At 55.5% G+C, this 16,649-nt stretch carries 18 protein-coding genes and 1 pseudogene; 14 read left to right on the forward strand and 5 right to left on the reverse strand.

Going from position 1 to position 16,649, the window contains the following annotated elements; translation table 11 throughout:
- The first annotated feature begins 38 nt into the window (after window positions 1-38).
- From ACIQU2_RS17030 to ACIQU2_RS17055, 6 genes are all read left to right on the forward strand, one after another.
- Window positions 39-980 (forward strand): LysR substrate-binding domain-containing protein, encoded by a 942-nt coding sequence (locus ACIQU2_RS17030; RefSeq protein WP_403142716.1) that lies wholly within the window; start codon window positions 39-41, stop codon window positions 978-980.
- Window positions 981-990: 10 nt separating this feature from the next.
- Complete coding sequence (gene fos, locus ACIQU2_RS17035) at window positions 991-1,407, forward strand: fosfomycin resistance glutathione transferase (protein ID WP_403142718.1); 417 nt, start codon at window positions 991-993, stop codon at window positions 1,405-1,407.
- Between the two features lie 62 nt (window positions 1,408-1,469).
- Window positions 1,470-2,108: a LysE family translocator gene (locus ACIQU2_RS17040; protein WP_403142720.1), complete on the forward strand. Its 639-nt coding sequence runs from the start codon at window positions 1,470-1,472 to the stop codon at window positions 2,106-2,108.
- Between the two features lie 103 nt (window positions 2,109-2,211).
- The gene (locus ACIQU2_RS17045) at window positions 2,212-3,561 is read left to right on the forward strand and encodes a diguanylate cyclase domain-containing protein (protein WP_403142722.1); all 1,350 of its coding nucleotides are present in this window, start codon (window positions 2,212-2,214) and stop codon (window positions 3,559-3,561) included.
- A gap of 117 nt (window positions 3,562-3,678) precedes the next feature.
- A complete protein-coding gene (locus ACIQU2_RS17050; protein WP_347805813.1) occupies window positions 3,679-3,837 on the forward strand; it encodes a KGG domain-containing protein in 159 nt (52 codons plus the stop codon).
- Between the two features lie 73 nt (window positions 3,838-3,910).
- Window positions 3,911-4,414 carry a DUF4142 domain-containing protein gene (locus ACIQU2_RS17055; RefSeq protein ID WP_403142725.1) on the forward strand — a complete coding sequence of 168 codons (504 nt, stop codon included), beginning with the start codon at window positions 3,911-3,913 and terminating at the stop codon, window positions 4,412-4,414.
- Window positions 4,415-4,458: 44 nt separating this feature from the next.
- On the opposite strand, the gene ACIQU2_RS17060 is transcribed toward ACIQU2_RS17055, so the two are convergent.
- Window positions 4,459-4,869, reverse strand: a complete 411-nt coding sequence (locus ACIQU2_RS17060) for a low affinity iron permease family protein (protein ID WP_347805811.1) — start codon at window positions 4,867-4,869, stop codon at window positions 4,459-4,461.
- A 422-nt stretch (window positions 4,870-5,291) separates the two neighbouring features.
- Between ACIQU2_RS17060 and ACIQU2_RS17065 the strand changes: the two are divergent.
- Window positions 5,292-5,768 (forward strand): annotated as a pseudogene (locus tag ACIQU2_RS17065) (restriction endonuclease); the annotation flags it as partial.
- Between the two features lie 523 nt (window positions 5,769-6,291).
- Here the strand turns inward: ACIQU2_RS17065 and ACIQU2_RS17070 are convergent.
- Complete coding sequence (locus ACIQU2_RS17070) at window positions 6,292-6,831, reverse strand: AidA/PixA family protein (protein WP_403142728.1); 540 nt, start codon at window positions 6,829-6,831, stop codon at window positions 6,292-6,294.
- A gap of 124 nt (window positions 6,832-6,955) precedes the next feature.
- Window positions 6,956-7,459, reverse strand: coding sequence for an inclusion body family protein (locus ACIQU2_RS17075; protein WP_403142729.1), 504 nt, complete (start codon window positions 7,457-7,459; stop codon window positions 6,956-6,958).
- A 438-nt stretch (window positions 7,460-7,897) separates the two neighbouring features.
- Between ACIQU2_RS17075 and tam the strand changes: the two genes are divergently transcribed.
- Window positions 7,898-8,668, forward strand: a complete 771-nt coding sequence (tam, locus tag ACIQU2_RS17080; protein WP_403142731.1) for a trans-aconitate 2-methyltransferase — start codon at window positions 7,898-7,900, stop codon at window positions 8,666-8,668.
- A gap of 79 nt (window positions 8,669-8,747) precedes the next feature.
- Here the strand turns inward: tam and ACIQU2_RS17085 are convergent, their stop codons facing one another.
- On the reverse strand, window positions 8,748-9,089 hold the full coding sequence (locus ACIQU2_RS17085) for a hypothetical protein (RefSeq protein ID WP_347803662.1): 342 nt from the start codon (window positions 9,087-9,089) through the stop codon (window positions 8,748-8,750).
- A 441-nt stretch (window positions 9,090-9,530) separates the two neighbouring features.
- Between ACIQU2_RS17085 and ACIQU2_RS17090 the strand changes: the two genes are divergently transcribed.
- The 5 genes from ACIQU2_RS17090 to ACIQU2_RS17110 are packed head-to-tail and all read left to right on the forward strand — an operon-like array spanning window position 9,531 to window position 14,568.
- A complete protein-coding gene (locus tag ACIQU2_RS17090) occupies window positions 9,531-11,003 on the forward strand; it encodes a c-type cytochrome (RefSeq protein ID WP_403142732.1) in 1,473 nt (490 codons plus the stop codon).
- A gap of 49 nt (window positions 11,004-11,052) precedes the next feature.
- Window positions 11,053-12,828, forward strand: a complete 1,776-nt coding sequence (gene ctaD, locus ACIQU2_RS17095) for a cytochrome c oxidase subunit I (protein WP_403142751.1) — start codon at window positions 11,053-11,055, stop codon at window positions 12,826-12,828.
- Window positions 12,825-13,517, forward strand: coding sequence for a cytochrome c oxidase subunit 3 (locus tag ACIQU2_RS17100; RefSeq protein ID WP_403142735.1), 693 nt, complete (start codon window positions 12,825-12,827; stop codon window positions 13,515-13,517). Before ctaD ends, ACIQU2_RS17100 begins: the two co-directional genes overlap by 4 nt.
- A gap of 6 nt (window positions 13,518-13,523) precedes the next feature.
- Window positions 13,524-14,237: a heme-copper oxidase subunit III family protein gene (locus ACIQU2_RS17105; protein ID WP_403142738.1), complete on the forward strand. Its 714-nt coding sequence runs from the start codon at window positions 13,524-13,526 to the stop codon at window positions 14,235-14,237.
- Window positions 14,238-14,250: 13 nt separating this feature from the next.
- Window positions 14,251-14,568, forward strand: a complete 318-nt coding sequence (locus ACIQU2_RS17110) for a cytochrome C oxidase subunit IV family protein (RefSeq protein WP_347803658.1) — start codon at window positions 14,251-14,253, stop codon at window positions 14,566-14,568.
- 32 nt (window positions 14,569-14,600) lie between these two features.
- Here the strand turns inward: ACIQU2_RS17110 and ACIQU2_RS17115 are convergent, their stop codons facing one another.
- Complete coding sequence (locus tag ACIQU2_RS17115) at window positions 14,601-15,161, reverse strand: magnesium transporter (RefSeq protein WP_403142742.1); 561 nt, start codon at window positions 15,159-15,161, stop codon at window positions 14,601-14,603.
- A gap of 490 nt (window positions 15,162-15,651) precedes the next feature.
- On the opposite strand from ACIQU2_RS17115, the gene ACIQU2_RS17120 reads away from it, so the two are divergent.
- On the forward strand, window positions 15,652-16,569 hold the full coding sequence (locus ACIQU2_RS17120; RefSeq protein ID WP_403142744.1) for an integrase arm-type DNA-binding domain-containing protein: 918 nt from the start codon (window positions 15,652-15,654) through the stop codon (window positions 16,567-16,569).
- Window positions 16,570-16,649 lie beyond the last annotated feature (80 nt).

Here is a 16,649-nt window from a genome sequence, read left to right on the forward strand (position 1 = left end):
CGTCGCGCAGATTTAAACTCCAAATCGCTATCCAGAACATGCATCAGATGAATGATCTTCGGCGCGTCGACCTCAATTTGCTGGTGATCCTCGACGCCTTGCTCAGCGAGCGACACGTGACCCGTGCCGCCGAGCGCTTGCACCTGAGTCAGCCGGCCGTCAGTCATGCCTTGGCGCGGTTGCGTGATCTGCTCGGCGATCCTTTGCTGGTGCGGGCGGGCGCCGGCCTCGTGCCAACCCCGCGAGCCCTGGAGTTGATGGCACCTTTGGCCGAAGCCCTGGCTCAGGTGCAATCGCTGCTGGCACCGAATACCTTCGATCCGGCCACTGCCAAGCGCACGTTTCGACTGGCGATGTCTGACTATGGCGCTGCAATCGTCCTGCCGGGGTTGATACGGACCTTGCGCCGGGAAGCGCCGGGCATCGATCTGCAAATCAGCCATGCCAGCCGCGAAGGCATGCTCGAGGGTGTGCTCAACGGCGACATCGACGTGGCGGCAGGCGTCTTTCCAGAGTTGCCGAACGAGTTGCGCAGCAGCCCGCTGTTCGAAGAGCACTACGCCTGTCTGGTCGACCGCAACAGCCTGCCTGCCGATGGCGTGCTCGACCTGCCGACCTACCTCGCCCGCCCCCACGTCCTGCTGGAAATGCGCGGCAGCGGCACCCCGGAAATCGAACGGGCCCTGACCTCCCTGCGTGAACGCCGTCGCGTGGCGATCAGCCTGCCGCACTGGAGCGTCGCTCCGGAGTTCATCAGCGGCACTGATCTGATTCTTACCGTTGCGTCCCGAGGGTTGCTCAATATCGATGAACAGTCGTTGATCGTGGTCCCGCCGCCGTTTCACATTCCGTCGTTTACATTTGTGTTGGTTTGGCACAAGCGGCGGGGCGGGGATCAGGCGTTGAACTGGTTGAATGGGCGGATTGAGGAGGGGATAGTGCGCGGCGACCAAACCACTGGCTCATCAATTAACGATTGAGGTAAAAAAATTGCTCACTGGCCTCAACCACCTGACCCTCGCCGTCACCGACGTCAACCGCAGCGTGGCGTTTTATCAAGATCTGCTGCAACTGCGCCTCGAAGCTATCTGGGACACCGGTGCCTATCTCTCATTACCGGGCCTGTGGCTATGCCTTTCCCTCGATCCGCTGCGCAAATCCGAACCCGCCGCCGACTACACCCATTACGCCTTCGGCATCAGCGCATCGGATTTCCCGTTGTTCGTCGAGCGCCTGCAATCCGCCAACGTGCAGGAATGGCGCGACAACCGCAGTGAAGGCGCGTCCTTCTATTTCCTCGACCCGGACGGCCACAAGCTTGAAGCCCATGTCGGTGACCTGGCATCACGGCTGGCAGCCTGTCGTGAGCGGCCCTATGCGGGAATGAAGTTCTTCGACGATCTGTAAGTCGGGTTCCGGGAACCTGAGATAGACTTGCGTGCATTCACCCCGGCTCAACAGGACTTCCAATGACCCCATCGCTGCTAATGGCTGTTCTCGCCTCGGGCTTTATCTACGGCATCACGCCGGGGCCGGGTGTGTTGGCGGTGTTCGGCATCGGTGCGGCGCGTGGTCGGAGGGCCGGGGCGGGGTTTCTCTGCGGGCATTTGCTGGGGGATGTGGTCTGGTGCAGCACCGCGCTGATCGCGATTGTCGGTGCACGGGAAATCGGCAGTACCGCGTTCGATGTGCTGGGCGTGTTCAGCGGGCTGTATCTGTTCTGGCTCGGTCTGCGTGCGGTTCGTGCCCGTCGCAGCAGTGTTGAAGCACCACAGGGCCCGGCGCGGCAGCCGTTCTGGCACGGCATTCTGTTTGGCCTGACCAATCCGAAGGCTTACCCGGTGGCGGTAGCGACTTTTACGGCGCTGCTGTCCAGCCGTGTTGAATTGCTGCACTGGTCGATGCTGCCGTGGCTGATTGTCCTGAGCTTCGTCGGTGGCCTCATGGCCTACGCTATCCTCATTGGCATTGTCGGTGCGCGGCAGGTGCGCATGTTGTACCAGCGCCATGAGCTGTTGATCACCCGGTTGTGTGGGGTGATGTTTATCGGATTCGCCATCAACGCCTTGGCGCATGCATTGCCGGGGCTGTTGACGAACAAGGCTTGAAGCTGATCGCAGGGAGGCGTCAGTTGCAGAGTCATCGCACGGGCGAATGACCGGTAAGGGATGGTTTTTTATTGCTGCATTGTTCGGACATGCGCTCTGCACCATGGCAACCAGAAATTCCGCGCCGTCGGCGAGCTTCATCGATCTCTTGCTAGATGCCGTCTGTGCGGTCGACAAACAAGGTCGCTTCGTATTTGTCAGCGCGGCCTGCGAGCGTATTTTCGGTTATACCCCCGAGGAGCTGATCGGTCAGCCGATGATCGACCTGGTGCATCCCGCCGATCGTCAGCGCACCCTCGACGCCGCGCGGGAGATCATGGGCGGCGAACCCAAGCTCAATTTCGAAAACCGCTACCTGCGCAAGGATGGCCGAGTGGTGCACATCCTCTGGTCGGCGCGCTGGTCGGAGGTCGACCAACTGCGCATCGCCGTTGCACGCGACATCACTGAGCGCAAGCAGGCCGAGTCCCGGCAAGCGGCGTTGTATGCGATCTCCGAAGCGGCCCACGCGGCGGAAGATTTACTGGCGCTGTTCAAACGCATCCATTTGATCATCGGTGAATGGCTGCCGGCGCTGAATTTCTCCGTGGCGCTGTATGACGAACACTGTGCGCAGCTGAATTTCCCCTATCACGTTAACGACCATGAGCAGCAACCCGAGCAGCCCGGAACGATCACCGGGCGCCTCTGCGCCGAGGTAATTCGCAGTGGCCAGCCGATTCTGCTGACCCCGGATCAGGACAATCCACTGGAGGGGTTTGAGGCGCTGGTCGCGGGCCAGCATTCACCTTGCTGGCTGGGTGTGCCGTTGAGTTCACAAAACGGCACCATCGGTGCGCTGATCGTTAAAAGCGTGCCCGGTGGTGAGCGCTACACCGAACAGGACAAGGAGCTGCTGCAATACGTTTGCGCCCAGGTCGCGACAGCGATCGAGCGCAAGCAATTGCATGCCCGACTGCAACGGATGGCGCAGTACGACCAACTGACTCAATTGCCCAACCGAGAGTTGCTCCGGGACCGGCTCAAAGACTCACTGACGCTGGCTCGGGCGGACTCCGGCCGAATGGCCCTGCTGTACGTCGACCTCGACCGCTTCAAGCAAGTCAACGACACCCACGGCCATGCAGTCGGCGACATGCTGTTGCAAGCGGTCGCCAATCGGCTCAAAGGCTGCGTGCGCGAAACTGACACGGTGGCGCGCATTGGCGGTGACGAGTTTGTGGTGTTGTTGCACAGCATCCACGCGTCGGAAGACGCCAACAACGTGGCGGGAAAAATCCATCAGGTTCTGGCTCAACCCTTGCGTCTGGATGGGCACAGCGTGAACATCCAGCCGAGTATCGGTGTCGCTCATTACCCCGAGCACGGCACCGAGGAAAAGCAGCTGTTCAGGCATGCCGATGAGGCCATGTATGCCGCCAAGCGCGAACATCACCAGCGCCTCGGGGCCTGAAAAATCTGCCACCGTTCGTCGCGGCGATTTCAACTTTTCTAAACCTTTGCGGTGATCGAAATTCTGATCCTATGCGGGCTCCTGCTCGCCGCGATCATCACCAAGAGGTAGAGAATCATGCCTAACTCAAGAAACTCGAACTCGGGAAACTTCGCCAACGATCGAACGAAGGCGCCTGAAGCCGGTCGCAAAGGTGGGAAAACTACCACCACGACTGTCGATAAAGACCCTGCGAAACCCGACATGGGCCGCAAAGGTGGCCAGAAATCGAAGTAGCGGTGAAGGTAGTTTTGATTGAGAGGCGGGAGCGTAAGCTCCCGTTTGAATTTTTTACGAGGAGGGCGCGACCATGAGCCGGATGGCCACCCGATTACGCAATGCCAGTTTTGCCACGTTGCTGGGCCTGTGCGCGAGCAGTGCCTTTGCCCAGTCCCCCGCCGAATTCATCAACGATGCATCGGCCAAAGGCATGGCCGATATCGAAGCCAGCCGCCTGGCGCACCAGAAAACCGAATCCAAAGAGGTCAAGGACTACACCATCGTCGTCATCAACGACCGCACCACCGCCAACCAGCACCTGACGAAAATCGCCAAGCAACTGGATTTGCCGGTGGCTCCGCGCGAAGAGGTAGTCGATAAAGCCAAAGCCTTGATGCCGGACGTGAAGGACGGCGCGAGCTTCGACCAGGCCTACGCGGCCAGTCAGGTGAAAACCACCCAGGAAGCCATCGAACAGCTTCAACAGGCAGCGCAAACCACCGACGTGCCTGAAATCAAAGCCTTCGCCGAAGAAGCGTTGCCCAAACTGCAGAACCACCTGGAAATGGCCAAGGCGCTGCAAGCCAGTCGCTAACCCACGAAGTACGCGGGTGACCTCGGGCCACCCGCGATGTCCGATCAGCACTCATTCAAATCCTGCTTACCTTTTTCCTGGATGACGGTGCCGTCCAGGGAAATCGTTTCGCCCTCGCCAAGTTGCCGATACTGCTTTCTCAGCGCTTCCAACTGCTTGAGGTCCAGTGCTTCGAGCCCCAGCATCGCGTTCTGCGCATCCTTCGTCACCCGCAGCAACTCATCGATCTTCAAATGCAAAATGTCCGTGTCGCGGTTCTGGGTGTTCTGGATCAGGAACACCATCAGGAAGGTGATGATGGTGGTCGAGGTATTGATGATCAGCTGCCAGGTGTCGTCGAAATGAAAAATCGGCCCACTCAGACCCCATAGAAAAATCAGAATGATCGCCCCCATGAACGTCTTTGGGCTGCCCGCCCACAGGGCAAGTTTCTGAGCGACTTTTGCGAATTTCATAGCCGTGTTCCTTATAGGGATGCGCCTGATTTTCAGACAGCGACGGCGAGTTGGAAATTCTAATTACTTACCTATGCCCACTGAAAAAACGGTTATCTGAGCCTGGTACCTTCTACATTGGAATATGGTTGGCGTAGGAGCTGCCGAAGGCTGCGATCTTGGTGATGTCAAAGACGGATTGAGCCAGGGCTGGGTAGAAGAAATCTAGAGCGTTCTCAATTCTTGGCTGGATTCTTTCTTTGTGCCGGTTTGTGTCTAGTATCAAAGGCAATCAATTTGCCAGCATGCAAACACACGGATCGAACCAGATAAGAGGCCACTCATGGAATTCTTCGAAAAGTTAGCAAGCTTAGCCGCCAAGTTCGTTTGCAAGGCGCTGCCATTAAGACGGAAGAAGCGACCAAGAACGCGTTTGTCATGCCATTTATCAGCACGTCCGTGAGCAGTTCCATGAGCTAACGAGAAAGGCCGTGGTGCAGTTTCTCAACGACCAAATCAACGATAGGCTTAAGTCGGCCATGAGCGGTGCTATTCAACCCGCGTTAGCCTCTTTGTCGGTTTCTTCCAGCAGTGCTGAGCAGCCGGATTTGCGAGACGAGTCAGAGGACAAGGTTCTGACAACGCTGGAAGAACTGGAGGGGTATCACATCGTCCGTGCCGTCGTTCGGTCTGTTGTCGATGCGAAGCGGATTGTTCAGCGCGACACCCAGAGTTACTTCGGCATTCTGCTCGACGACAACAACCGCAAACCGATCTGTCGTCTGCACTTCAATCGTTCACAGAAGTACATCGGTATTTTTGACGAAGAAAAGAATGAAACCCGGCACGCAATTAACTCGATAGACGATATCTACGAATACTCGGATCACTTGAAGAAGACTGTTGGATATTACGACTAACCGAGCTTGCTCGGTGCGAAAAAAACCGGCCATCACGGCTAATGCCAGTCAGTTAAGCTGACTGGCATTTTTCTTCCTGATCGGATACTTCGGTGATTTAAGTCTGATAGCGCGAGGATAAACGCGGTCCTCCCGTCGATGAGGCTGGACGTAATGCATGGCTGAAGCATGAAGCTCGGCCAGGTATTTGGGGATGTTCCCGGAACGATCAGCCGAGACGCTGTTGATAAACCCGAGGAGCGCCCAGGTGCAGGCGGTAAAACTCATTTCGCATGGGTAAATACCGGGGCAGTGGCGGCTAATGCCGATCAGTTAAGCCAAAACGCGATCCGTAGCAGCTGGCGAAGCCTGCGTTTGGCTGCGAAGCAGTCGTGAAATCAGACGATGCGGTATTTCAGGAAGACCGCAAACTCAGGTTTTACGACTGCTGCGCAGCCAAACGCAGGCTTCGCCAGCTGCTACGGATTGTGTCGTTCCTTAACTGATTGGCATTAGCCCTTGAGGCCGGTTTTTAGGAGTCCATTCACTCCGACAACTTCACGTCCACCGTCCAACTGAAGTACCCCAATGCCTCGCAGCTTTTATTGATCAGCATGAATTTCAGTTCGCACGCTGCCACCCCGGCCGCCAATTGCGTGCAGTGCCAATAATGATCATCGGCCGTGTGGCTGCCCGGTTGGGTCGGGTTTTCGGGATCGGGTGCGGGGACTGTCAGGTTTGCGTGGACGACCAGTTCGGGCGGTGAAAGTACCCCGGCATCACCTACAGACATCTCGTAGAACACCACGCTGTGTTCGGCGAGCAAGCTGACGGTCCTGCCACGGATATGGAAGTTCTTTCCGTTACTGGCGGCAAGCGTCATAAAGCTGTCATTTGTTGTGATCTGTGTTGTTTTTGTACCGATGATGGCGAAGATGAAACCTTCTTCAACTTCGGTCGGGTTTTGCGGCTCAAGACTGGGTTGCGGATAGCGTGAAAGCAGTGATTCGGCATCGACGATCAGCAGCACATTATTGGCTGGCGCGATACTCGTCGAGGGGGAGGCAATCGGTTCGGAAGTCATCATGGATTCCTTTCATGATGTTGATTCAAGACGGCAGCCGCATCGGTTCAAGCAAGACATCCCGTCCCGGCCGAAGCGGCAACGAACTCGGTAGGCCCCTCGTCGCCAAGGGGCCTGGTCATCGTCAGTTACGGATGTTAATGAACGGATCCCACGAGCAGCAGCCTACGATCTTGCAGTCGCGATCAACGATCAGGAAATGGAAGTGGTAGGTCACGCTACCGCACGAAAGTGTTTCCGAAGACCAGTAATGGTTATCGACTTTCTGGCAGCTCGGCACCGACGGGTTGCTGGTGTTGGGGACGGCAACGCACGCTGTGGCCTTGCGGGGCGTGGGTGTGGAGATCAACTCGTTGCCGGCATTGCCAACGAACTTGTAGAAAATAACTGCCGTCTCGAAGCTCTGCGACAGGCTGGTTTCACGCCAGCGAATCAAGTCGCCTACCTGGGCTTTCAAGTTAAGTTCGCCACCGGCCTGGCCGCTGACCACGTTGTTCTGATTGGTCACCATGTACACATGATTGACGTCGATTAACGTCGGCGAGGCAGGGTTTTTGCTGATGTTCGGGTAGTTTTTCAGAATGGTTTCAGTGTCGATTGAAACAAGTACATCCGTGACTCGAGACATAGTAAAGCTCCTTGTTCATAGTGAATACCTGGTTACTTTTCAGGCACAACAACGCTTGCTTGCCTTACGGCCGTTGCGAAAACACTACGGGCGGAACCCACCTGTCACGGGTATGAGCTGGCCTTGCTCCTTGCGTGCAAACTAACGGGTTCGGATTCCTTCCGACGGGCCGCGATTGGACTATAGATGTGAATTTTAGGCTGTCAAAATTGCTTGGCTTCTAGTTCGACGAACGGTCGGTTTGGTTATGACTTCAGAAGATTTTGCGATAAAAAAATGCTCATTCAAATCTTCTTTGTACGTTTGGTCCCGTGGGTGTTGGCGGGTTAATTGACCGCTTTCGCCATAGGTCGGATAGGGCAGAGCGCACCGGTCGAGGTATCGTAGCGAACCGGTTTTCCGCCTCTTGCTACAACAACGCACCTACAGGAGAACGCAATGAGTTGGTCCGCCAAACAATACGTCGCTTTTGAAGATGAACGCACACGTCCCGCCCGTGACCTGCTGGCCGCGATCCCCGCTGTGGAAGCGCGCTCTGCAATCGACATAGGTTGCGGCCCAGGTAATTCGACCGAGTTGCTGGTTGATCGCTTCGCCAATGCCGCGGTGCGTGGTTTGGACAGTTCGACCGATATGATCGACGCCGCCCGCAAGCGCTTGCCGCAGGTGCAATTCGATACGGCTGATATTGATACCTGGAACGAAAACGGCCCGTTCGATGTGATTTTCGCTAACGCGGTGTTGCAGTGGCTACCTGATCACGCGAAGTTGCTGCCTGCACTGGCGAGCAAGCTGGCGTCTGGTGGCAGCCTGGCGATCCAGATGCCGGACAATCTCAACGAACCTTCGCATCGCTTGATGCGCGAAGTTGCAGCCGATGGTCCATGGGTTGGCAAACTGGCGGGCGCCGCCGGGCAGCGGACGGAGATGGCAGATGCCAGTGGTTATTACTCGATGCTGCGAGCCCACTGTTCCCGTGTCGATGTGTGGCGCACGACTTACCATCATCCACTTGCTGGCGGCGCGTCTGGTGTGGTCGAGTGGTTCAAGGGCAGCGGATTGCGACCGTTTCTTGATCCGCTGGATGAGGCGGAACGGGCGCAGTATCTCAAGCAATATCAGACGGCGATCGAGCTCGCCTATCCGCCGTTGGCCGATGGTTCAGTGCTGCTGCCGTTCCCACGGTTGTTTATCGTTGCGACGCGCTGATGCGTTAATGAAAAAGGGACAGATCCCGCTCTTTTCGTCTGTCCCTTTCGCGTACCAATGGCCAAGAATTCCGTCGTAGCTAGGCGTCAATCAGCTGATCAATCAAAACCGCGTTGCTATAGATCAAGCTTCCATCACTCGCTCGATGCCCGACCAAATGGAACTGACCGCGCTCGTTGTGTATATAGACGCGCATTTGGCAGTCGGACAAAGGGCCGTATCCCTCTGGCAAGATCAATTCCAGTGTGCTCATGTCGACATCGACCATGGCTTCACGCTCATGGGTCTTCTGCAGGCGTTCTTCAGCTTGCTCCAGACCCAAATGGAGGGGGCCATCGACGTACAAATGGATTTCACCCATTGGGGTCGACTTCTGTTCTCCGTTGACTTTGCACCAGCCTTCGATCGTCAAGGCACTCATGACGAAATCTCCGTTGTGGACGGCTTGACTCTATATCTCTTGGCCGTCATTTGTCTGACCGCTATGCATAGGCGAGGATCTTTGCGAGCGTTTTTAGCCGATCTTTGCCTTCCGTAATCTGACCTGATTATAGCTGGCAACCGGACCTCGCTTACTCGATGTGTCGTTCAGGCGAGATGTGTTGCTGAATAGTTACAGTTATATATAGCGAATAGGTTTCAAGTGATCAAGTTGACGCTGAAGTTGGAATATCCAGGCAACAAGGCTTTTCAGGGAAAGCGCTTGTTCCGGCCATGAACTATACTTCCTGCGGACTTTGCCACGAAGATAGGTGGTATTTGTCTAGCCTGTTTTGGCGTCAAATTAATATTGATTTGACGATGTTGTTCTGTGGCGATGCTTATGCATACCGATGAGTAACAGGAATAGGATGAAAGCAAAATGGCAATGGCAATTATTCTTGTACTAATCGTTATTGCATCAGTGCTGTTCCATCTATTAGCGCCCTGGCATGCGACGCCGGTAGCTTCCAACTGGGGGTCAATAGACACCACCCTGTTCATCACCCTGATCATTAGCGGAATATTTTTCATTGCCATCACGGTATTTATGGCGGTAGCCGTGATGCGTTTTCGCCACAAGGAGGGTGCCAAGGCGGCCTACCAGCCAGAAAGTAAAAAGTTGGAATTCTGGTTAATTATCGTGACTTCGGTAGGTATTGCCGCGATGTTGGCGCCAGGTCTGGTTGATTACAGTGACTTCGTCCGGGTGCCGAAAAATGCTTATGAACTTGAAGTGGTTGCCCAGCAGTGGCAGTGGACCTTTCGTTTTCCCGGCCAGGACGGGAAGCTGGGCAAATCGGATATCAAGTTTGTTGATTCCGCTAATCCCCTCGGCCTTGATCCCAAGGATCCTGCCGGGCAGGACGATGTGCTTATAAAAAACAATGAAGTTCGCCTTCCTCTCGATCAGCCGGTGAAAGTCTTACTGCGTTCTAAAGATGTACTGCACAATTTCTATGTACCGCAAATTCGCAGCAAGATGGACATGGTGCCAGGGATGGTGTCGCACTTTTGGTTTACGCCGACTAAAACCGGGAAATATGAAGTCCTTTGCGCTGAATATTGTGGCGTAGGTCATTACAACATGCGCGGCCATATGATCGTGGAAGAACGGGACGCCTTCGCTCAATGGCTGAACAGCCAACCGACTTTTGCGCAGACATTAACGTCAGCTGCCAAGCCCAGTCGGGACAGCGTGCTGGAAAAAGGCCGCCTGTTGGTCGAAAACCTCGGCTGCGGTGCCTGCCATAGCCAGGATGGCAGTGCCAGTCTCGGCCCGGGGTGGAAGGGGCTGTACGGCCGCACTGAACAGCTTGTCGATGGCACCAGCGTGCTGGTCGATGAGGCCTACCTGAAAGAGTCGATCCTCGATCCGAAGGCCCGACTGGTACAGGGCTACCCGCCGATCATGGTGGCCTATACTCTCAATGACGATGAACTGGGTGCTCTCGTCGCCCTGATCAAATCACTCGGTGCCGTGCAGCAAGACGACGAACCTGCTCCCGGCCGAGCGTCGAGCCCAGGTGACGACTTGGCGACGCAGGGGCAGCGGCTGGCCGAGTCGCTCGGCTGTCTGGCCTGCCACAGTGTCGATGGTAGTAAGGGTATCGGCCCCAGCTGGCAGGGCCTGTATGGCGAGACCGTAACCCTTGCCGACGGTTCGACGATAAAGGCCGATGAGGGCTATATAAAAGATTCGGTTGTTAATCCCGGTGCCAAAATCGTCAAGGGCTACGCAGCCGTCATGCCGGCCTTTACCCCGAGTGATCAGGAGTTGAACGCACTGATCGCTTTTATCAAATCCAAAGCGAATGCCGACGCTGATGCGAGCAAGGCGGAGCCAGGGAAGTAGTCGTAAAGCAGCCAGGAATGCACTGAAACTTCGACAGGAGGATGACGTGATGGCCTATGCGGAGCAAGCCGAAACAGAAGCACTGCACGAACCCAAGAGTTTCCTGACCAAATATATCTGGAGTCAGGACCACAAGGTCATCGCCGTTCAATATTCCTTGACGGCTATATTCGTGGGCGTTATCGCCGTGGTGTTGTCCGGCTTGATGCGCATACAGATTGGCTTCCCCGGCACTTTGGAGTTCATGGACGCCAGTGCTTACTATCAGGCGATGACCATGCACGGCATGATCATGGTCATTTACTTGCTGACGGCCTTGTTTCTGGGTGGCTTCGGTAACTATCTGATCCCGCTGATGGTGGGCGCCCGGGACATGGTCTTCCCTTATGTCAACATGCTGAGTTACTGGTTCTACCTGCTAGCGGTAATAGTGTTGCTCGCCGGTTTCTTTGTCCCTGGCGGCCCCACCGGTGCGGGCTGGACGCTCTATCCGCCACAGGCCATTACTCAGGGGACACCGGGGACCGAGTGGGGCATCGTCCTGATGCTCGTCTCACTGGCGATTTTTATTGTCGCAACCACCATGGGCGGGTTGAACTACGTCACCACGGTGTTGCAGGCGCGCGCGCACGGCATGACATTGTTTCGCATGCCGCTCTCGGTATGGGGAATCTTCATGGCCTCGATCATGGCCTTGTTGGCTTTCCCGGCGTTGTTCGTCAGTGCGGTCATGATGCTGTTTGACAAGCTGTTGGGCACCAGCTTCTTTATGCCGGCGATGATCTCGCTGGGGCAGCAGCTCGATCACCAGGGTGGCAGCCCGATCTTATTCCAGCACCTGTTCTGGTTCTTCGGCCACCCGGAGGTCTACATCGTTGCTCTCCCTGCGTTTGGTCTGGTCTCCGACTTGATCAGCACGCATGCGCGTAAAAATATCTTCGGCTACCGAATGATGGTGTGGGCCATTATTGCGATTGGCGTACTCAGCTTTGTGGTCTGGGCACACCATATGTATGTCAGCGGAATGAACCCGTACTTTGGCTTTTTCTTCGCCGTCACCACCTTGATCATCGCGGTGCCGACCGCACTGAAAGTCTACAACTGGGTGCTGACCCTGTGGCAGGGCGACATACATCTGACCGTGCCGATGCTGTTTGCCCTGGCCTTTATCGTCACTTTCCTGGTCGGCGGTCTGACCGGCTTGTTTCTGGGCAATGTGATCGTGGACATTCCGCTCTCGGACACCTATTTCGTCGTCGCCCATTTTCATATGGTCATGGGGGTCGCACCGGTACTGGTGGTGTTCGGCGGCATTTATCATTGGTTCCCGAAAGTCACCGGGCGCATGTTGAACGACACCCTGGGCAAGCTGCATTTCTGGATTACCTTTCTGGGCACCTACGCCATCTTCTTCCCCATGCACTACCTGGGATTCCAGGGTATGCCACGCCGCTACTACGCCTATGAAAACTACGCGTTCATCCCGCAGTCGGCGCAAGATTTGAATGCCTTCATTACGGTGGTCGCATTGGCCGTCGGCGTTTCCCAGTTGCTGTTCCTGTTTAACCTGGCCTGGAGTGTGTTTAAAGGCAGGCCCGCAGGCAGTAATCCCTGGGGCGCTGCCAGTCTGGAATGGCAAACGCCGAACACCCCGCCGATACACGGTAACTGGGGAGCGAAGCTGCCGGTCGTGCATCGCTGGGCCTATGACTACAGTGTGCCGGGGATAGAACAGGATTTCGTTCCGCAAACAGTCTCCGCCGAGGAGCTGGAGCATATGCGGCAACTGAGTGCCGGAACCAAGATAGCGGACGTTAAAACATGAGCAGGTTTTTATTGAGAAACGCCGACGGCGCTGACCCCGGCGGCAGCTGGAATCGCGATCCGGAGGGTATTCAGGCCGGCGAGGGTGCCGATCGAAACCAAACCGCAAGAATAGGCCTGCGCTTACTTCTGGTCGTGGTGAGCTCGCTATTCTTTCTCTTCTTGCTCGCCTTTATCGCCCGTTCACAAATGACCGACTGGCTACCCCTGACAGAGCCCTTGGCGCCGTTAGCCAATCTCTGGCAGCTATGGCTGAATTCGGCTTTTCTGGTATTCAGTTGCGTCGCACTGCAGTGGTCGCGTATGGCGGCCCGACAGGCTCGACTGGGTGCAACTGTGATTGGCTTTGCATTGGCGGGCGTATTCGCCATTGTTTTTCTGGCGGGGCAGCTCTGGGTCTGGCAGCAGTTTGTCGCCTGGGGGTACTTTCTCGCCAGCAATCCGGCCAACAGCTTCTTCTACCTGTTGACCGGCATGCATGCGCTCCACCTGCTGGGCGGGCTCATAGCCTGGGGCATAATCGTTGCTAAATTCCTGCAGCGCGTGCCGTTGCCGCAACTCAGCACCAGCGTAGAACTGTGTGCCATCTATTGGCATTACTTACTGGGTCTTTGGTTCGTGCTATTCGCGCTGCTAACCAGCACACCGGAAACCTATGAAGCCATCGCCAGATTCTGCGGCCTGAGGTGAAAAGCCATGGCATCGCACCCAGCAACCCCAGGCGAGTCCAGTTCATCCAATCCACCCGGCTCTCCACTTGTACCGGGATGGGAGGGCATCGCCAGCGACTGGTCCTCGGATAAGGAGGCTTTCAAGCAGGTCCCCTGGGGCAAGGCGATGATGTGGATATTCCTGCTCAGCGATACTTTTGTATTCACCTGTTTTTTAACCGGCTACATGTCGGTCCGCATGACCATCACCACCGCCTGGCCGAACCCCAGTGAAGTGTTCGCATTGACGATCGGCGGTCAGGCGATCCCACTTATTCTGATCGCTATCATGACCTTTGTGCTGATCAGTAGCAGCGGCACCATGGCCATGGCAGTCAATTTCGCCTATCGCCGTGATCGTGCGAAAACCGCTGCCCTGATGCTGGCGACCGCTGCCTTGGGTGTGACCTTCGTCGGCATGCAGGCATTCGAATGGAGCAAGCTCATCGCAGAAGGGGTGCGTCCCTGGGGGAACCCTATGGGGGCGGCGCAGTTTGGAGCCAGTTTTTTCATGATTACCGGTTTCCACGGACTGCATGTGTCAATCGGCGCCATCTACCTCAGCATTGTGGCGCTGAAAGTATGGCGGGGAGATTATGAGCGCTCCGGAAACTATCAGAACGTCGAGATAGCCGGGCTTTACTGGCACTTCGTGGATTTGGTGTGGGTGTTTATTTTTGCTTTCTTCTATTTATGGTAGAGGAGCACGCGTGATGGCACATGCTCAGGGTCAGCAACATCCAATCAGCTTGTACCTTAAAATCTGGGGGCTGTTATTCGTCCTCAGCACGCTGTCGTACCTTGTCGACTATTTCCACTTCCAGGGTTACCTTCGATGGTCCCTGATTATCACTTTCATGTTGTTGAAGGCAGGTTTAATTGTCTCCATCTTCATGCATATGGCCTGGGAACGGTTGGCCCTGGTCTACGCCATACTGTTGCCACCTTTGTGTTTGCTGGTACTCGTCGGACTGATGGCCACCGAGGCGGACTATGTTTTCCTCAGCCGGGTCATTTCCTTCGGCCAATAAGCAGCTTCCGGATGGCCTTCAGTCTCCAGGGTCTAACCCGAGATCACTCGCTTGAACTGATGCCATTTGTGCTGCCAGGCTACTGTCCAGTGGGGGGCGGCAGTTCCCGTGCCGGCAATCTCCAGCGTTGGGTGATGTCCGATAACCCCGTCCAATAACGACTCCTGATCCGGCTCGACATCTACGAAGAAAATATGTTTTCCCTCTGATACCACCTGTTTAAAACTGCTGAAGTGAGTGTTTGGCACCTGGATACCAAAAAAACCGCCTTCCCAGATGCAGAAGCCCAATACAACAATGGCAAGAAAGATAAAAGGCATCCAGCCTGCGGCGGATTCGGTCCAGCCCAGCCAATAGGCGCCGCCAAGAACCAGCGCCGCGAGTGGCACACCGATCACTGCACCAATTTTGCCAGAGTGGACAACATCCTGTTCCATTAACGAGTTAACTTCGTGAAGGTGATGTTGTTCAACATCGGCAACGTGTTCGCTGAGCACATGAATTTGTTCGGAATTGATGCCGCTGGCTTCCAGTTCATTTTCAACGGCTTCAAGATCGTCGAGATTATTGCTGATGTAATAGTGTCGATTCATGCCACACCTCCCATCTCGTGCTTGCCGTAGACCTCCTTTGTCTTGCAGCTGCCAGTCGAGACTTGCAGTCGGTATCAGTACCCGTGGGGAACGCTGTACGCTTCATTCAAACCATAAAATAGTATAGCACTGCATATCATTCAGGCATGGGGACGGGAAGCATGCGGTCTGATGCTCCTGACAGGTTCCCCGGCACCCCAAATTCTGGGCACAAAAAAACCGGTCACAACGGACCGGTTTTTGTGTTCCTGCGTCTCCCGTCAAAACCTCCTGACGTGAGACCAAAATTCGATTGGAGCGGGTGAAGGGAATCGAACCCTCGTTATCAGCTTGGGAAGCTTTTACTAGTGCAGTCTCAGCGCGTCACAGGGGATATCAATTTCTGTCTGTAGCCCAGTAGAATCGGGGCTCTCAGAGGGTGGTGTTCAATCGTGTTGTTTCACGCGGTATCACCTTAGATCTGGCCGACTGTCACCAGGAACTGTCACCAATGCTCACGGAAAAGCAGATTCAAGCGCTGAAGCCTCGCGAAAGGGACTACGTCATGTCCGACGGACGTACCGCAAAGGGGGAAGGGGTGTTGGTTCTCAAGGTCCGCCCCAGCGGGACCAAAGAGTTTTATTTTCAGCGGCATGTCGCTGGTAAAAAGAAGATGGCCAAGCTCGGTACGTGGCCTGAGATGAAACTCACAATCGCCCGTGACAAGTGCCGTGAGGAAAAGGGGGTGAAAGCTTCACCAGGTACCTTTCAGGATTTGCTTGATTCGTATGTCAAGAAGCTCGAAACCGAGGAGGCAGTTTCGGCGGGCGATGTGAAGTGGTCGCTCAAGCATTATGTAAGCGACGCATTCCCAGACCTGGTAAGCAAACCCGCCTCGCTGATCGGTCCGGTTCAGATTCGCAACATCATTGTGAAAATGATCGATGCAGGCATTACCACATATTGCAATCGCGTCCGCTCACAGCTCCATGCGGCATTTCAGGCAGGGTTGGAGCAGGAGTACAACCCGCGCAGTTATCTGGATGTCCAAGTGAAGTTTGGCCTGATCAGCAACCCTGTGGCCAGCGTACCGGTCCAGGACGACTGGGAACAACCTGGCGATCGCGCCCTTTCCACCGAGGAATTGGCAACACTTTGGCAGTTACTACCTGAGCATTTGAGTCTGGTGACATCAGAGCTTCTGAAATTTCTCATTGCTTCGGGTGGTCAGCGGCCGGAGCAGGTCTTGGCAACCGAGCGGCGCCAATACTTGGATGATCATTTGATAATCCGAAATAGGAAGGGCAAAAGCAAAGGCAAAGGTATCGAGGGTGAGCGTTCATTGCACGTCGTACCGTTCAACAAACTGATGCGGGATAGCCTCAAAGTTTTGGATGAAGTCAGCGAGTCTAGCGTAACCGCTCCATGAACCCCACATTCAAAGCCAGCAGTTGATCCCCGAAGCTGTACTCCGTTTTCTCTCTGGAGCCAGCACGTCATGATGCGACC

This window comes from Pseudomonas sp. NPDC098740, assembly GCF_044760065.1.
GTDB classification, from domain to species: domain Bacteria; phylum Pseudomonadota; class Gammaproteobacteria; order Pseudomonadales; family Pseudomonadaceae; genus Aquipseudomonas; species Aquipseudomonas rossensis.

Excerpts from the sequence above, each read along its gene's own strand:
- ACIQU2_RS17030 (WP_403142716.1), top strand. The coding sequence starts at position 39 with ATGCATCAGATGAATGATCTTCGGCGCGTCGACCTCAATTTGCTGGTG.
- ACIQU2_RS17040 (WP_403142720.1), top strand. The coding sequence starts at position 1,470 with ATGACCCCATCGCTGCTAATGGCTGTTCTCGCCTCGGGCTTTATCTAC.
- ACIQU2_RS17045 (WP_403142722.1), top strand. The coding sequence starts at position 2,212 with ATGGCAACCAGAAATTCCGCGCCGTCGGCGAGCTTCATCGATCTCTTG.
- ACIQU2_RS17050 (WP_347805813.1), top strand. The coding sequence starts at position 3,679 with ATGCCTAACTCAAGAAACTCGAACTCGGGAAACTTCGCCAACGATCGA.
- ACIQU2_RS17055 (WP_403142725.1), top strand. The coding sequence starts at position 3,911 with ATGAGCCGGATGGCCACCCGATTACGCAATGCCAGTTTTGCCACGTTG.
- ACIQU2_RS17060 (WP_347805811.1), bottom strand. The coding sequence starts at position 4,869 with ATGAAATTCGCAAAAGTCGCTCAGAAACTTGCCCTGTGGGCGGGCAGC.
- ACIQU2_RS17070 (WP_403142728.1), bottom strand. The coding sequence starts at position 6,831 with ATGACTTCCGAACCGATTGCCTCCCCCTCGACGAGTATCGCGCCAGCC.
- ACIQU2_RS17075 (WP_403142729.1), bottom strand. The coding sequence starts at position 7,459 with ATGTCTCGAGTCACGGATGTACTTGTTTCAATCGACACTGAAACCATT.
- tam (WP_403142731.1), top strand. The coding sequence starts at position 7,898 with ATGAGTTGGTCCGCCAAACAATACGTCGCTTTTGAAGATGAACGCACA.
- ACIQU2_RS17085 (WP_347803662.1), bottom strand. The coding sequence starts at position 9,089 with ATGAGTGCCTTGACGATCGAAGGCTGGTGCAAAGTCAACGGAGAACAG.
- ACIQU2_RS17090 (WP_403142732.1), top strand. The coding sequence starts at position 9,531 with ATGGCAATGGCAATTATTCTTGTACTAATCGTTATTGCATCAGTGCTG.
- ctaD (WP_403142751.1), top strand. The coding sequence starts at position 11,053 with ATGGCCTATGCGGAGCAAGCCGAAACAGAAGCACTGCACGAACCCAAG.
- ACIQU2_RS17100 (WP_403142735.1), top strand. The coding sequence starts at position 12,825 with ATGAGCAGGTTTTTATTGAGAAACGCCGACGGCGCTGACCCCGGCGGC.
- ACIQU2_RS17105 (WP_403142738.1), top strand. The coding sequence starts at position 13,524 with ATGGCATCGCACCCAGCAACCCCAGGCGAGTCCAGTTCATCCAATCCA.
- ACIQU2_RS17110 (WP_347803658.1), top strand. The coding sequence starts at position 14,251 with ATGGCACATGCTCAGGGTCAGCAACATCCAATCAGCTTGTACCTTAAA.
- ACIQU2_RS17115 (WP_403142742.1), bottom strand. The coding sequence starts at position 15,161 with ATGAATCGACACTATTACATCAGCAATAATCTCGACGATCTTGAAGCC.
- ACIQU2_RS17120 (WP_403142744.1), top strand. The coding sequence starts at position 15,652 with ATGCTCACGGAAAAGCAGATTCAAGCGCTGAAGCCTCGCGAAAGGGAC.